This is a genomic window from Solwaraspora sp. WMMB762 (assembly GCF_049179115.1).
Taxonomy (GTDB): domain Bacteria; phylum Actinomycetota; class Actinomycetes; order Mycobacteriales; family Micromonosporaceae; genus Micromonospora_E.
The window spans coordinates 438,702-453,156 of sequence record NZ_JBMHMD010000001.1; the positions used below are offsets into that span (position 1 = coordinate 438,702).

18 protein-coding genes are annotated in these 14,455 nt (G+C 70.4%); 16 read left to right on the forward strand and 2 right to left on the reverse strand.

Going from position 1 to position 14,455, the window contains the following annotated elements:
* Nucleotides 1–10: 10 nt before the first annotated feature.
* The 7 genes from ACN27J_RS02045 to ACN27J_RS02075 all read left to right on the forward strand — a co-directional run bounded on the left by ACN27J_RS02045 (nt 11) and on the right by ACN27J_RS02075 (nt 4,881).
* Nucleotides 11–1,171 carry a glycosyltransferase family 4 protein gene (locus tag ACN27J_RS02045; RefSeq protein WP_281554476.1) on the forward strand — a complete coding sequence of 387 codons (1,161 nt, stop codon included), beginning with the start codon at nt 11–13 and terminating at the stop codon, nt 1,169–1,171.
* Nucleotides 1,172–1,205: 34 nt separating this feature from the next.
* The gene (locus tag ACN27J_RS02050; RefSeq protein ID WP_421362901.1) at nt 1,206–1,712 is read left to right on the forward strand and encodes a hypothetical protein; all 507 of its coding nucleotides are present in this window, start codon (nt 1,206–1,208) and stop codon (nt 1,710–1,712) included.
* A 157-nt stretch (nt 1,713–1,869) separates the two neighbouring features.
* Nucleotides 1,870–2,805, forward strand: coding sequence for a pyridoxal 5'-phosphate synthase lyase subunit PdxS (pdxS, locus tag ACN27J_RS02055; RefSeq protein ID WP_421362904.1), 936 nt, complete (start codon nt 1,870–1,872; stop codon nt 2,803–2,805).
* 32 nt (nt 2,806–2,837) lie between these two features.
* The gene (gene pdxT, locus ACN27J_RS02060) at nt 2,838–3,434 is read left to right on the forward strand and encodes a pyridoxal 5'-phosphate synthase glutaminase subunit PdxT (RefSeq protein ID WP_421372075.1); all 597 of its coding nucleotides are present in this window, start codon (nt 2,838–2,840) and stop codon (nt 3,432–3,434) included.
* Nucleotides 3,435–3,464: 30 nt separating this feature from the next.
* Nucleotides 3,465–4,214, forward strand: coding sequence for a YebC/PmpR family DNA-binding transcriptional regulator (locus ACN27J_RS02065; protein WP_123601103.1), 750 nt, complete (start codon nt 3,465–3,467; stop codon nt 4,212–4,214).
* A 62-nt stretch (nt 4,215–4,276) separates the two neighbouring features.
* Nucleotides 4,277–4,489: a type II toxin-antitoxin system VapB family antitoxin gene (locus ACN27J_RS02070; RefSeq protein ID WP_278168596.1), complete on the forward strand. Its 213-nt coding sequence runs from the start codon at nt 4,277–4,279 to the stop codon at nt 4,487–4,489.
* On the forward strand, nt 4,486–4,881 hold the full coding sequence (locus ACN27J_RS02075; RefSeq protein ID WP_421362907.1) for a PIN domain-containing protein: 396 nt from the start codon (nt 4,486–4,488) through the stop codon (nt 4,879–4,881). Before ACN27J_RS02070 ends, ACN27J_RS02075 begins: the two co-directional genes overlap by 4 nt.
* 139 nt (nt 4,882–5,020) lie before the next feature.
* Here the strand turns inward: ACN27J_RS02075 and ACN27J_RS02080 are convergent, their stop codons facing one another.
* Nucleotides 5,021–5,209 (reverse strand): DUF397 domain-containing protein, encoded by a 189-nt coding sequence (locus ACN27J_RS02080; RefSeq protein ID WP_421362910.1) that lies wholly within the window; start codon nt 5,207–5,209, stop codon nt 5,021–5,023.
* A complete protein-coding gene (locus ACN27J_RS02085; protein WP_421362913.1) occupies nt 5,200–6,012 on the reverse strand; it encodes a helix-turn-helix domain-containing protein in 813 nt (270 codons plus the stop codon). Before ACN27J_RS02085 ends, ACN27J_RS02080 begins: the two co-directional genes overlap by 10 nt.
* A 262-nt stretch (nt 6,013–6,274) precedes the next feature.
* Between ACN27J_RS02085 and ACN27J_RS02090 the strand changes: the two genes are divergently transcribed.
* From ACN27J_RS02090 to secF, 9 genes are all read left to right on the forward strand, one after another.
* Entirely contained in the window at nt 6,275–6,559 is a 285-nt protein-coding gene (locus ACN27J_RS02090) for a hypothetical protein (RefSeq protein WP_421362916.1), read from the forward strand.
* A 668-nt stretch (nt 6,560–7,227) separates the two neighbouring features.
* The gene (locus tag ACN27J_RS02095) at nt 7,228–7,440 is read left to right on the forward strand and encodes a type II toxin-antitoxin system VapB family antitoxin (protein ID WP_421362919.1); all 213 of its coding nucleotides are present in this window, start codon (nt 7,228–7,230) and stop codon (nt 7,438–7,440) included.
* A 213-nt stretch (nt 7,441–7,653) separates the two neighbouring features.
* Complete coding sequence (locus tag ACN27J_RS02100; RefSeq protein ID WP_421362922.1) at nt 7,654–8,229, forward strand: DUF4352 domain-containing protein; 576 nt, start codon at nt 7,654–7,656, stop codon at nt 8,227–8,229.
* A gap of 115 nt (nt 8,230–8,344) precedes the next feature.
* Nucleotides 8,345–8,872: a crossover junction endodeoxyribonuclease RuvC gene (ruvC, locus tag ACN27J_RS02105; protein WP_421362925.1), complete on the forward strand. Its 528-nt coding sequence runs from the start codon at nt 8,345–8,347 to the stop codon at nt 8,870–8,872.
* On the forward strand, nt 8,869–9,471 hold the full coding sequence (gene ruvA / locus ACN27J_RS02110; protein WP_421362928.1) for a Holliday junction branch migration protein RuvA: 603 nt from the start codon (nt 8,869–8,871) through the stop codon (nt 9,469–9,471). Before ruvC ends, ruvA begins: the two co-directional genes overlap by 4 nt.
* On the forward strand, nt 9,468–10,574 hold the full coding sequence (gene ruvB / locus ACN27J_RS02115; RefSeq protein ID WP_421362931.1) for a Holliday junction branch migration DNA helicase RuvB: 1,107 nt from the start codon (nt 9,468–9,470) through the stop codon (nt 10,572–10,574). The genes ruvA and ruvB overlap by 4 nt, the downstream gene beginning before the upstream one ends.
* A gap of 145 nt (nt 10,575–10,719) precedes the next feature.
* On the forward strand, nt 10,720–11,064 hold the full coding sequence (gene yajC, locus ACN27J_RS02120) for a preprotein translocase subunit YajC (protein WP_416556794.1): 345 nt from the start codon (nt 10,720–10,722) through the stop codon (nt 11,062–11,064).
* A 184-nt stretch (nt 11,065–11,248) separates the two neighbouring features.
* Nucleotides 11,249–13,180 carry a protein translocase subunit SecD gene (secD, locus tag ACN27J_RS02125; protein ID WP_421362934.1) on the forward strand — a complete coding sequence of 644 codons (1,932 nt, stop codon included), beginning with the start codon at nt 11,249–11,251 and terminating at the stop codon, nt 13,178–13,180.
* A 1-nt stretch (nt 13,181) separates the two neighbouring features.
* The gene (gene secF / locus ACN27J_RS02130) at nt 13,182–14,390 is read left to right on the forward strand and encodes a protein translocase subunit SecF (protein WP_421362937.1); all 1,209 of its coding nucleotides are present in this window, start codon (nt 13,182–13,184) and stop codon (nt 14,388–14,390) included.
* Nucleotides 14,391–14,455: the final 65 nt, after the last annotated feature.

A 14,455-nucleotide genomic window follows, 5' to 3' on the forward strand; every position in this document is an offset into this window, starting at 1 on the left:
GGGGGCCACCGTGCGGATCGGCATCGTGTGCCCGTACTCCTTCGACGTCCCCGGAGGGGTGCAGAACCACGTCGTCGACCTCGCTGAGGCGCTGATCGATCTCGGCCACGAGGTGAGTGTGCTGGCACCGGCCGACGAGGACGCCGCGCTGCCGCCGTACGTGGTGGCCGCCGGCCGCTCGGTGCCGGTGCCGTACAACGGCTCGGTGGCCCGGGTGAGTTTCGGCCCGGTGGTCACCGCCCGGGTCCGGCGCTGGCTCAACCGTGGCCAGTTCGACGTACTGCACGTGCACGAGCCGTTCGCGCTCAGCGTCAGCCTGCTCGCGGTGCTCTGCGCCCGGGGTCCGGTGGTGGCCACCTTCCACACCGCGATGACCAGATCCCGGGCGCTGGCCGCCGCGCAGGGCATGCTGCAGCTGGTGCTGGAGAAGATCACCGCCCGGATCGCGGTGTCGGCGCTGGCCCGCAGGGTGCAGGTCGAACACCTCGACGGCGGCGCGGTGGAGATCCCCAACGGGGTGGCGGTGGCGAAGTACGCCAACGCCGAGCCGCTGCCTGGCTGGCCTGGTGACTGTGGTCCGGGCACCGGCGGCACGCTCGGCTTCCTCGGCCGGTTCACCGAGCCGCGCAAGGGCTTCGGTCTGCTCCGTGAGGCGTTCGTCGCGCTGGCCCCGGACCGCCCGGGGCTGCGGCTGCTGGTGGCCGGTCCGGGCCGGCCCGACGACCTGTACGCCGCCGTCCCGGCCGGGCTGCGCGACCGGGTGACCTTCCTCGGGCTGGTGTCGGAGCCGGACAAGGCCCGGATGCTGCGCAGCGTGCACCTCTACGTCGCGCCGAACATCGGCGGTGAGTCGTTCGGCATGATCCTCACCGAGGCGATGGCGGCCGGCGCGGCGGTCGTGGCCAGCGACCTGGACGCGTTCCGCCGGGTGCTCGACGACGGCCGGGCCGGGGAACTGTTCCCCACCGGTGACCCGGTGGCGCTGCGCCGGGCGGTCGCCCGGCTGCTGGACGACGCGCCGCGCCGGGAAGCGCTCGCCGGCCACGCCCGGCAGGTGGTGGCGACCTTCGACTGGCCCGCGGTGGCCCGCCAGGTGCTGGAGGTGTACGCCGCCGCGATCGAGGCCACCGACGGGCGGGTGCTCTACCAGGAGTGGGCGGAGCCACCATGATCGGGTCCACGGGGCCTACGCCGGCGGCACTACGATGCCGGGAATGCGGTGGGTGGTCGGTGTGAGCGTCGCGGTCGTCCTGCTGTCGGCGTACCTCACCTGGACCGCGGCCCGGGTGGACCGGCTGCATGTCCGGGTGGCGGCGGCCGCCCGGGCGCTCGACGCGCACCTGCTGCGCCGGGCGGCGGCCGCCGCGGTGCTCGCCGAGGAGAAGTACGCGGTGGAGCTGTACGCGGCGGCCCGGATCGCGTTGGACGCCGCGTCCCCGGAGGAGCGTGAGGCCGCCGAGAACGACCTCACCCGGCAGTTGCGGGCAACGGCGCTGACCAGCCCGGATCCGGCGACCGAGGCGGTGGTGGTGGCCAGCCGCCGGCTGGTGCTGGCCCGTCAACTGCACACCGACCTGGTCCGCGACGCGTTGCTGGCCCGTCGGCGGCCGCTGGTGCGGCTGCTGCGCTTCGGCCGCCGGCACGACGAACCCCGCTATTTCGACATCGACGATCCGACGCTGGCGCGGGTGGTGGATCCGACCCGCCGGTGATCGCGCCGACCCGCCGGTGACCTGGGTCTGTTTTGCCGGTGATCTGGGCCACAGGGCAGGCCACCGGGTTGTCGATTGGCTGTCGGTGGACCCTGCCGGCGGGCGTAGCATCCCAGACGTACCCCTGTCGCGTACTTCGCCGAGGAGCCGATTCGTCGTGTCCGAGACCCCCGCTGCTCAGGCCGCCACCCCGGGTGCCGTCGCGCCCGCCTCCGTCACCGGTTCCGCCCGGGTCAAGCGCGGCATGGCCGAGATGCTCAAGGGCGGCGTGATCATGGACGTGGTCACGCCCGAGCAGGCCAAGATCGCCGAGGATGCCGGGGCGGTCGCGGTGATGGCCCTCGAACGGGTGCCCGCCGACATCCGCGCCCAGGGCGGCGTGTCCCGGATGAGTGACCCCGACATGATCGACGGCATCATCGACGCGGTCTCCATCCCGGTGATGGCCAAGGCCCGGATCGGGCACTTCGTCGAGGCCCAGGTGCTGCAGGCGCTCGGCGTGGACTACGTCGACGAGTCCGAGGTCCTCACCCCGGCCGACTTCGCCAACCATATCGACAAGTGGGCGTTCACCGTGCCGTTCGTCTGCGGGGCCACCAACCTCGGTGAGGCGCTGCGCCGGATCACCGAGGGCGCCGCGATGATCCGGTCCAAGGGTGAGGCCGGCACCGGCGACGTTTCCAACGCCACCACCCACATGCGGCGCATCGGCGCCGAGATCCGCCGGCTGACCTCCCTGTCGCCCGACGAGCTGTACGTCGCGGCGAAGGAGCTGCAGGCCCCGTACGACCTGGTCCGGGAGGTCGCCGAGACCGGGAAGCTGCCGGTGGTGCTGTTCACCGCCGGCGGCATCGCCACCCCGGCGGACGCGGCGATGATGATGCAGCTCGGCGCCGAGGGGGTCTTCGTCGGCTCCGGCATCTTCAAGTCCGGCAACCCGGCCCAGCGGGCGGCGGCGATCGTCAAGGCCACCACCTTCCACGACGACCCGGACGTGCTCGCCAAGGTCTCCCGTGGGCTCGGCGAGGCGATGGTCGGCATCAACGTCGACGACATCCCGGTGCCGCACCGCCTCGCCGAGCGCGGCTGGTGACCGGCGCGGCCCAGCCGGTTCCCGACGCGTGGGTGCGGGTCGGCGTGCTGGCGCTGCAGGGCGACGTCCGCGAGCATCTGCGGGCGCTGACCGAATGCGGTGCCACCGCCCGCCCGGTCCGTCGTCCCGAGGAGCTGGAGCAGGTCGACGCGCTGGTGGTGCCCGGCGGCGAGTCGACCACGATCAGCAAACTGGCGGTCGAGTTCGACCTGCTGGAGCCGATCCGCAAGCGGATCGCCGCCGGGATGCCGGTGTACGGGTCCTGCGCCGGCATGATCATGCTGGCCGACGAGATCCTCGACGGCCGGCCTGACCAGCGGTCCTTCGCCGGCATCTCGATGGCGGTCCGGCGCAACGCGTTCGGCCGGCAGGTGGATTCCTTCGAGGCTCCGGTGGCCATCGAGGGTGTCGACGGCCCGCCGTTCCACGCGGTTTTCATCCGCGCGCCATGGGTCGAACGGGTCGGCGAGGACGTCGAGGTACTGGGCCGGGTAGCCGCCGGAGCGGCCACAGGTAGGATTGTCGCGGTTCGGCAGGGCAATCTGCTCGCCACGGCCTTCCACCCAGAGCTGACCGGCGACCGTCGGGTGCACCGACTGTTCGTGGAGATGGCCGTCGCGGCAGGCTGACCCCGCAGGTGGGAAGCGACGGAGGTGCACATGTCCGGCCACTCCAAGTGGGCGACGACCAAGCACAAGAAGGCGGTCATCGACGCCAAACGCGGCAAGATGTTCGCCAAACTGATCAAGAACGTCGAGGTCGCCGCCCGGACCGGCGGGGGTGACCCGGCCGGCAACCCCACCCTGTACGACGCCATCCAGAAGGCGAAGAAGAGCTCCGTACCCAACGACAACATCGACCGCGCGGTCAAGCGCGGCTCCGGCCTGGAGGCCGGCGGCGCCGACTGGCAGACGATCATGTACGAGGGGTACGGGCCGAACGGTGTCGCCCTGCTCGTCGAGTGTCTGACCGACAACCGCAACCGGGCGGCGACCGAGGTGCGTACCGCGCTGACCCGTAACGGCGGCTCGCTGGCCGACGCCGGCTCGGTGTCGTACCTGTTCTCCCGCAAGGGCGTGGTGATCGTCCCCAAGGGCGAGCACTCCGAGGACGACGTCATGCTCGCGGTCCTCGACGCCGGTGCCGAGGAGGTCAACGACCTCGGCGAGGCCTTCGAGGTGGTCAGCGAGCCAGGCGACCTGGTCGCGGTACGCACCGCGTTGGTCGACGCCGGCATCGACTACGAGTCCGCCGAGTCCTCCCTGGTGCCGAGCATGAACGTGCCGCTGGACGAGGACGGTGCCCGGCGGATCTTCAAGCTGATCGACGTCCTGGAGGACTGCGACGACGTGCAGAACGTCTACGCGAACTTCGACGTCTCCGACGAGATCATGGCCGCCGTCGGCTGACCTCCTCGTCGCCTGGGATATACGCTCAGCTGCGATATATTATCGGCCGGGAGGTGTATCTCATGGCCAAGACTCTGCTGGATCTTGATGAGGACCTGCTGGCGGAAGCCACCGCCGCGCTGGGCACAGGCACGAAGCGGGAGACGGTGACAGAGGCGCTCCGGCAGGCGGTGGAGTCCAGCCGCGAGCGTCGGCGGCGGGCACTAACTGACCTTCAGGAGATTGCTGACTCCGGGGGTTTTCACTTCGATCAGCTTGACGAACTCGACCAGTGAGGTATCTGGTCGATACGAGTGCCCTGGTTCGGATGCTGCGCCGCCAGGTCGACCCGCACTGGAACGACCTGGCTGCGCGTGGCCTGATCGCGGTCTGCGATCCGGTGCTCGTGGAAGTGCTTACCATCGCGGATGCGAAGGCGTACGAACAGGCCGAACGCGGGCTACGCGACCTCTACCCCTGGGTCCCGATACCGGACGACGCCTGGCAGATCGTACGGGCCGTGCGGACTGAACTCGCCAGCCACAGCGCCCATCAAGGGGTGTCGGTGGCCGATCATCTTGTGATCGCCACCGCGATTCGTCTGAAGTTGACGGTGCTTCACCACGATGCTGACTTCGAGACTGTGGCCCGCTTCGTGCCGCAGTTGGCTCAGGAGCGGGTCGCCTGACCGCCCGCCCTTGAGTGGCACCTCCGCAGGTCGTGCCCCCTGCGGCAGCAGCCGTCGAACGGCCGCGAGTGGAGGGCTGGGGTACGTAATTCCGCGAGAATTACGTACCCCAGCCCTCCACTCGCTGATTCCGCTGGGCTCAGTTGGGTGCCTTGGCCAGTTCGACGAAGTGTGACCAGGCGGCCGGGTGGAAGGTCAGGGTGCCACCGTCGCGGTTTTTGGTGTCCCGGACGTGGACGCGGCCGGGAAGGTTGTCGGCGACCTCGACGCAGTTGCTGCTGCCGTTGCTGCGGGTCGACTTGCGCCAGCTCGGAGTGGTCACGTCCATGTATCCACTGCTTTCATGATCAGGTCGAGGCTCTGGTCCTGCGGCAGAGCATACTCCCGGATCGCTTCCCACTGATGTTCCAGCAGGTCCACCCCGGCGGGGTCCTCCACCACATCGCCAGCACCGGGCGCATCTCTCACTCCGACAGTCCGCCCGTGGGTCGTCGCCAGTTCCACCGGTCCGTCCAATCCGGCGTACGCGCCGACATGGGCCGGGACGATGAATACGCTGATGTTGGGCCGCTCGATCGCGTCGACCAGTGTGGTCAACTGCTCGTGCATGACTGTCATGCCGCCGACCGGCCGGCGAAGCACCGCGTCATCCAGGATGGCGACGACCCGGGGCGGGTTGTTTTCGCGGGTGATGATCTCCCTGCGAGCCAGTCGGGCCGCGACCGCATCGTCTGCTGCAGCACCTGATCGGGTGGTGCCGATGATCGCGCGTGCATACGCCTCCGTCTGGAGTGGGCCGGGGATGACCGCCAGCTGGAAGTAGCGAAGCGTCGTCGCCTCGCGTTCGTGGTCGAGCCATGGTCGCAACCAGATCGGTGACGAGTCCGCCACCACGTACTCCCGGTAGAAGTGGGAGAAGTTCGTGCCGAACGCTCGATCGACAGCAGCCACGTAGTCAGGCAATACGGCCCTGATCCCGCGCTCGATCGAACTGACGTGCTGCGCTGAGAACCGGACACGTGCGCCCCACGCTTCCTGCGTCAGACCCAGCATTTCGCGCGTGCGGCGCAACTCCGATATCAGATATTCGCTGGCAAACACAAGTCCCTCACGTTCCTCAATCTCCGTCACGGACTCTTCAAGTCCGTACTGCGCTATGCGGCCCCAGTAACCATCTTCCGCTCACCACCGGGAACAGTCCAGGGTGGAAATCGACGGAAGTGCAACCCGGTCGACTCCACCCGAGGGGGTACGGATGATCAGGAACGACGGAATCGGTGGTGAACCACGCCTCGCGCGATATCGATCTTTCCAACACGACCCGAACGACACGTCGAGCACGGAGAGCACGGAAGCCTTCCCGCCCGCTCCGCCCAGGTCGGCAGAGTCCTCGGTGGCCGCCCGGTCCCCGGAACTGTCCCGGGCGGTCCACGACGCGAACTCGACCGCCCGCACCCACATCCCGAACCGGACCACCGGAGAATGCCACCGGTGCGGCGGCGTGCCCGGCCCCTGCCGTCCGTTTCGGCGGGCGATCGCCATCCTGGACCGCTGGGACCCCAGTAGTGCCCGGCGGATCCGCGCCGTACTGCATCTTTCCGGGCTGATGCCCGCCGGCTACCCGCACGACGGCCGTGACGAGTCCGCCGAGTCGTACGGAGCGTCGGAGGATGCCTGACGACGAAGCTCTGGTGTGCCCGGGGGATCTCGTGGCGCTGCGGCAGTGTGACCACGTGGACGCTGACCGCCCGGTCCGGCTCCGGGTTGAGGAGGTATGGCCGTCCCCGGAGTGGTTCTCGTGGGTGACGCTCTACGGTCGGGAGGTCAGCGACGACCCACGACGGCACGGCAGCATCACCAGCGTGCGGGCGTACCGCGACGCGTTGCGCCAGCCCGGGGCGGTCACCAGGACGCCCGCCCCGGTGTGCGCCTACTGCCGCGAGCGACTCGCGACGGGCAGTCCCATCGTTTCCTCTGCCCCTCCTCGGGACCCGACGCCTCCGGGTCCTTCCTGAACGCCCCGGGGCGTCCCGCCTTACCGCTCCCACAGCTCACCGGTCGCCGGGTACCCGGCAGCCCTCTCGGGTCACATCCCCGTTGTCCCGAAGGGCCGACCCGGCCCGGTCGAGCTCGCGTGGTCCCGCTGGACCGCCCTCCACTCGGAGGAACGGATGGGAGATCCGGGCGGACGCCCCGGGGCCTAGCACTCATTGAGCTTGATGCCACAGGTGCATCTTGATGCACCTGTGGCATCAAGCCGTCGGAGCACTGTTGGGTCCCGAGAGCCGGCACGGGCACAACGTGCACCTGCCGGCCGCGCGGAGAACCTTTCCCTGGGAGATGCGCATGGCCGAGACGCAACTGCATCTTGACGAAAAACTGTTGGCGGAAGCCGCTGCCGCGTTGGGCACGACCACGGAGCAGGAGACGGTGACCGATGCTCTCCGACAGGTGGTGAAAGCAAGCCGTGAACGGCGGCGACAGGCACTGACTGACCTGCAGGAGATCGCCGCCTCCGGTGGCTTCCACCTCGACCGCCTCGATGGACTCGACCGGTGAGACCAACTGGTCGACACCGGAGCCTTGCGCTGCACGCCCTCGCTGCCGGGATACGCGAACGTGGCCACGACTGCCTGCCGCTCGGTGCCGCGCGGTTTGACAACGTCTCCTAGCTTCACGGGGACGTCAAAGATCACTTGAGCCGGCGGCTCTCCACTGTCGTGGTTCGGGTGCGCAGACCCAGTCGCAAACAGAGCCGGAAACGAGGACACGATGGCCAACAGGAAACTCGCTGCCGCAGTTGCCCAGATCGCCGTGCTCGGCGTTCTCGGGCTCATCGCCACAGGCTGTTCGTCGACGGAGGGGACGCCGTCGTCGAGCGTCGACGAGACAACGGCGCCATCGCAGGCCGACGAGCCGGCCGACGGCGCCGATGCCGGCGGTGACACCCGCACCGCGGCGACGGATCCACTACCGTTCACCGAGGAACTCAACGGCCGCAGGCTCACCGTCGAATCGTTCGGCACCTCCGCCGCTGCCACCTCGTTCTGGGAGGTCGGCGAGGGCAACGAGGTGCTGTACCTCCAGGTCAAGATCGAGAACGTCGACGCCGACCCCTGGGAGTCGAACGTTGTGCAGTTCTTCCTCCTCGATGAGTCGGACGAGACCTACGCACCGTCCTTCTACGACGCCGAGGTCGGGGAAGCTCCGGAAGCGGTCACCCTCGCGCCCGGTGATTCGGTCGAGGGGTACGTCCCGTTCGAGGTCCCGGCCGGCGCCACCGGCCTGCGCCTGGAGTACGCGGTCGACCTGAGCCAGAACGCGGTCATCGACGTACAGCTGAACTGACGTACCGGCCGGGTGGCTCCGGTACGCGTGTCGGCTGTCCCGGCCCGCTGCCGGTTGGCTAGGGTGTCGAACACACGTACGTGTGGCGGTGGTGTCGGCTGGGGGAGGATCGGCGGTGCGGGTGCTCGGTGTCGACCCGGGGTTGACCCGGTGCGGAGTCGGCGTGGTGGAGGGCGTGCCGGGCCGGCCGTGCCGGCTGGTCGCGTACCACGTGGTGCAGACCGACCCGGGCGACGACCTGCCGGACCGACTGCTGCACCTCGACGAGCGGCTGACCGCGCTGGTCGCCGAGCATCAGCCGCACAGCGTGGCGGTCGAGCGGGTGTTCAGCCAGCACAACGTGCGTACCGTGATGGGCACCGCGCAGGCCAGCGCGGTGGCCGTGCTGGCCGGCGCGCGGGCCGGGCTGCCGGTGCGGACCTACACCCCGAGCGAGGTGAAGGCGGCGGTGACCGGTTCCGGTCAGGCCGACAAGGCCCAGGTGACCGCGATGGTCACCCGGCTGCTGCGGTTGGACCGCCCGCCCCGCCCGGCGGACGCCGCCGACGCGCTCGCCCTGGCGATCTGCCACATCTGGCGAGGTGGTACGCATGACCGGCTGGCCGCCGCACAGCGGGCGGCCCGGAGCGGAGGTGCCCGATGATCGCGAGTCTGCGCGGGGTGGTGCTGGCGGTCGCGCCGGACAGCGCGGTGATCGAGGTCGGCGGGGTCGGCCTGGCGGTGCACTGCGCCCCGGGCACCCTGGCCAACCTGCGCCCCGGCGGCCCGGCCCGGCTGGCCACCAGCCTGGTGGTCCGCGAGGACTCGCTCACCCTGTACGGCTTCGCCGATGACGACGAGAAGCAGCTGTTCGAGCTGCTGCAGACGGCCAGCGGGGTCGGGCCCCGGCTGGCGCAGGCGGTGCTGTCGGTGCTCACCCCGGACGCGGTGCGCAAGGCGATCGCGAACGCCGACACGGCGGCGCTCACCCGGGTGCCGGGGATCGGCAAGAAGGGCGCCGAGCGGCTGGTGCTGGAGTTGCGGGACCGGGTCGGGCCGGTGTCGGTGGGCGCCGACGGCGCGGCCGGGGTGACCGCCGGGGCCTGGCCGGAGCAGGTCCGGCAGGCGTTGGTCGGGCTGGGCTGGACCGCCGGGCAGGCCGACCAGGCGGTGGCCGCCGTGGCGGAGAGCCTGGACGGTCCGCCGCCGCCGGTCCCGGTGCTGCTCAAGCAGGCGATCAGGCTGTTGGGTAAGAGCCGGTGAGTGGCGACGTCGAGGGCCTGGTATCGGCGTACGCCAGCGACGCCGAACGCGACGCGGAGGTCAGCGTCCGGCCGCGCCGGCTGGCCGAGTTCATCGCCCAGCACCGGGTCCGCGACCAGCTGGACCTGCTGCTGCGGGGCGCGATGGGCCGGGGCGCGCCGCCGGACCACATTTTGCTCAGCGGCCCGCCGGGGCTGGGCAAGACGACGCTGGCCAACATCGTCGCCGCCGAGCTGGGCTCGGGTATCCGGGTGACCAGCGGGCCGGCGATCGAGCGCTCCGGTGACCTGGCGGCGATCCTGACCAGCCTGGCCGAGGGCGACGTGCTGTTCATCGACGAGATCCACCGGATCGCCCGGCCGGCCGAGGAGCTGCTCTACAGCGCGATGGAGGACTTCCGGGTCGACGTGGTGGTCGGCAAGGGGCCGGGCGCGACGGCGATCCCGCTGGACGTGGAGCCGTTCACCCTGGTCGGTGCGACCACCCGGGCCGGTCTGCTGACCGGGCCGATGCGGGACCGGTTCGGGTTCGTCGCGCATCTGGACTTCTACGAGTCGACCGAGCTGGAGGTGCTGCTGACCCGGTCGGCGGGGATCCTCGCGGTGCCGATCACGCCGGACGGGGCGGCGGAGATCGCCGGCCGGTCCCGGGGCACCCCGCGGATCGCCAACCGGCTGCTGCGCCGGGTCCGCGACTACGCCGAGGTACGGGCCGCCGGGGTGGTCGACCGGGAGACCGCCCGGGCGGCGTTGGCCGTGTACGACGTCGACGAGCTGGGTCTGGACCGGCTGGACCGGGCGGTGCTGACCGCGTTGATCGGCTCGTTCGGTGGCGGCCCGGTCGGGTTGTCCACCCTGGCGGTGGCGGTGGGGGAGCAGCCGGACACCGTCGAGGAGGTCTGCGAGCCGTTCCTGGTGCGGGCGGGGCTGCTGGCCCGTACCCCCCGGGGGCGGGTGGCGACCGAGGCGACCTGGCGGCATTTCGGCCGGGTGCCGCCGCCGGGCACGCTCGGCGGCCCGGCTGTGCCGGGTGTTCAGTCCCGGTCCGGTACGGCCGGCGGCGCGGTGTCCAATCTGCCGGATTTATTCGCAGATGAGGCTTAGATTATCTCGTGATCTGAACGTGATCCGTGCCGATCACGGAGTTCACAGTCACAGCGACTAGACTCGCCGCGGTCTGTACGGCACGTGAGATCCCGCCTCCGCAGAGCGTAACGGCGTCGCGAGTGGCTGACGAAAGGTTGTTGTTGTGTTCTTGGCGCAAGAGGGCGCGGGCGGCGCCAGCTTCATGCCCATCCTGATGATCGGCCTGCTCTTTGTCGTCATGTACTTCATGATGATCCGGCCGCAGCAGAAGCGGCGCCGCGAAGCCGAGCAGATGCAGTCGTCGATCAGCGCCGGCGACGAGGTCGTCACCATCGGCGGCCTGTACGGCACCGTGTCCAGCATGGACGACGAGACGGTGATGCTCGAGGTCTCGCCCGGCGTGCACGAGCGTTACGCCCGACCGGCGATCGCCCGGGTGGTGCCGAAGACCGACGCCAGCGCGACGACCGAGTCCGCCCCGGCGGACGAGGTGCCGACCAAAGACTGAGCCACCCCGGGTCGTCAGACCCGAGTTACATCGACGATACTGATCGTTGTGTTGCCGGTCACGACCGCTCGACCAGACGGTCGCGGCTGGTACGACGACCACCCCACCGCCGCTCGCACCAGTGGCACCAACCGCTGCCGCCCGGGGCACCAGCGGCCGAACCGCGCAGGGAGACAGGACCGCCGTGGCACCACCTCAGGGACAGATGCGCCCCGGGCGGCAACTCGCCGCACTCGGGCTCATCTTCGCCGTCCTCTACCTCATGGTGTTCTTCGCCGGAGCCAGCGGCAGCTGGCAGGACCGGCTGGAGCCCAAACTCGGCCTGGACCTGATCGGTGGCACCCGGGTCACCCTGGAAGCGACCACCGAGGACGGCAGCGCGCCGCCGGCCGCCTCGCTGGAGCGGGCCCGCGACATCATCGAGAACCGGGTGAACAGCCTCGGCGTCTCCGAGGCCGAGGTGGTCACCGAGGGCGACCGCAACATCGTCGTCTCGCTGCCCGGCCAGAACCGCGACCTCACCGAGATCGGTAACGCGGCCGAGCTGCGGTTCCGCAAGGTGCTCAAGGCCACCGACGGGGGTGAGCCGATCCAGCCGCAGGCGTCCCCCACGCCGAGCGAGGGCACTGGCGAGGAGGGTGCCGACGCGTCGCCGTCGCCCGGTGCCTCGCCCGACGCCGAGGCGTCGCCAGGTGCGGAGTCGTCGCCGCAGGCGGAGGCCGAGCAGAGCCCGGCCGCCGGTGGCGAGGGCGGCATGGCCCAGCCGGATCCGACCGACTCCGCCAGCCCCGACGCCAGCCCCAGCCCCGAAGCGAGCCCGAGCGCCTCCCCGACGCCCGCCGCCGATGCGGACGCCGACGGGCCGGCCGATCTCGCCGAGGTCCAGGCGAAGGTCGGCGAGGCGGCCTGGGCAGCGGCGACCGGCCTGCAGGCGCCGGCCGACTTCAGCGCCGACCCGACGCTGGCCGAGACCCTGGCCCCGTTCGGCGAGCTGACCCCGGCGGAGATCCGGGTGCTGCCGGCCGGTGTGCAGTTCAACGTGCCGTACGTGACCTGCGACAAGCTCCTGCTGCGCCAGGCCGGCTCGATCCGCGACGAGTCCCAGCAGGTCGTCGCCTGCGAGGGCCTGGTCAAGTACCTGCTGGACGAGGCAAAGGTGGTCGGCACCGACGTCAGCGACGCCAGCGGTGTGCTGGACCAGACCACCGGCCAGCCGGTGGTCAGCCTGAACTTCACCGGCTCCGGCCAGCGGGCTTGGACCGAGCTGACCCGCGAGGCGTTCAACAACACCGACCAGGAGTGCGACGCGAGCGCGCTCGGCCAGGACGGCAAGTGCCGGGTCGCGGTGGTCCTCGACAACGAGGTGATCTCCTCGCCGGAGATCCAGGGCGTGCTCACCGGCGACTCGCAGATCACCGGCGACTTCACCCTCGCCACCGCCAACGAGCTGGCCGGCAACCTGCGCTACGGTGCGCTGCCGTTGACCTTCGAGGCGCAGGAGGCGCAGAGCATCTCCGCCACCCTCGGCACCGAGCACCTGCGGGCCGGCCTGCTCGCCGCCGGCATCGGCATGCTGCTGGTCGCGGTCTACTCGTTCTTCTACTACCGGATGCTCGGCATCGTGATCTTCCTCAGCCTGATCCTGTCGGCGCTGCTGGTCTTCGGTGCGATGGTGGTGCTCGGCCGGCAGATCGGCTTCACCCTCACCCTCGCCGGGATCGCCGGTCTGATCGTCTCGCTGGGTGTGGCGGCCGACTCGTTCGTGCTGTACTTCGAACGCCTCAAGGACGAGATACGCGAGGGTCGAAGTCCCCGCAGCGCCGTACCCCGGGCCTGGCTGCGGGCCCGGCGGACGATCATCTCGGCGAACGCCATCACCCTGATGGCGGCGGTCGTGCTCTACATCGTCTCGGTCGGTACGGTGAAGGGCTTCGCCTTCGCCCTCGGCCTGGCGACCGTGCTCGACCTGGTCGTGGTGTTCCTGTTCCGGCACCCGATCATGTCGATGCTGGCCCGGACCAAGGCATTCCTGTCTCCCCGGGTCAGCGGCCTCGGCCGCGCGGTGAAGACCGAGGACGAGACCCCGATCCGCAACCCGCGCGTCAAGGAGGCCTGACATGAGCGGTTTCGCTGGACGCCTCTACCGGGGTGAGGCCAACCTCCCGATCGTCAAGCGGCGCAACACCTGGTTCGTGATCGCCGCGGTGGTCGTGGTCCTCGCGATCGCGAGCGTCGCGATCCGGGGCTTCAACCTCGGCATCGACTTCCGCGGCGGCAACGAGTTCCAGGTGCCGGCGAGCGTCGGCACCCTGCCGCAGGCCGAGGACGCCCTCGACGCCGAGCTCGCCGAGCTGGACACCGAGGAGCCGCTCGAGGTGGTCTCCGGCCAGGAGGTCGGCGGCACCACCTACCTGTTCCGCACCGCTGAGCTCAGCTCCGAGCAGACCGAAGCCTTCAAGCAGGGTCTCGCCGAGCGGCTCGGCATCGAGCAGTCGGCGATCAGCGACAGCCGGGTCAGCGGTGCCTGGGGCGGCCAGGTCACCCAACGGGCGCTGCTCGGTCTGCTGGTCTTCATGGTGCTGGTCACCATCTACCTGGTGCTGCGCTTCGAGGCGCGGATGGCGATCGCGGCGGTCGCCGGTCTGGTGCTCGACCTGCTGCTGACCGCCGGCATCTACTCGGCCTCCGGCTTCGAGGTCACCCCGTCGACGATCATCGGCTTCCTGACCATCCTCGGCTTCGCCCTCTACGACGTCGTGGTGGTCTTCGACAAGATCCAGGAGAACACCCGGGGCGTCACCGGCGGCAGCAGCCAGACGTACGGCGAGGCCGCCAACCTCGCGGTCAACCAGACCCTGATGCGGTCGATCAACACCTCGATCGTGGCGCTGCTGCCGGTCGGTGGTCTGCTGTTCATCGGGGCCGGTCTGCTCGGCGCCGGCACGCTCAAGGACCTCGGCCTGGTGCTCTTCGTCGGTATGGGCGCGGCCTTCTTCACCTCGATCTTCTTCTCCTCGCCGCTGGTGACGGTGCTCAAGGAGCAGGAGCCGAAGTACAAGCTGCACACCCAGCGGGTGCAGGCCAAGCGGTCCTCCCTGGCGGAGCGGGACAAGGCACCGAAGCGGTCGCGTACCAGCGCCGGTGCCTCGACCACGACGTCGGCCGACGAGCCGGTCGGCGCCGAGCCTGCGGCGGACGCCGCTCTGGCCGGCACCGCGCCGAAGGCCGGTGCCCGGCCGGCCGGCAAGCGCCAGTCCGGCGGCGGTCGCGGCGGCCGACCCGGCGGCGGGGGCCGTAAGCGCCCCAGCGGCGCGAAGCGTCGCTGACGATTCCCTCGGTGGTGTTCCGGAGGCACTGTCGCCGCCGGAACACCACCGGTCCCATCCGGCAC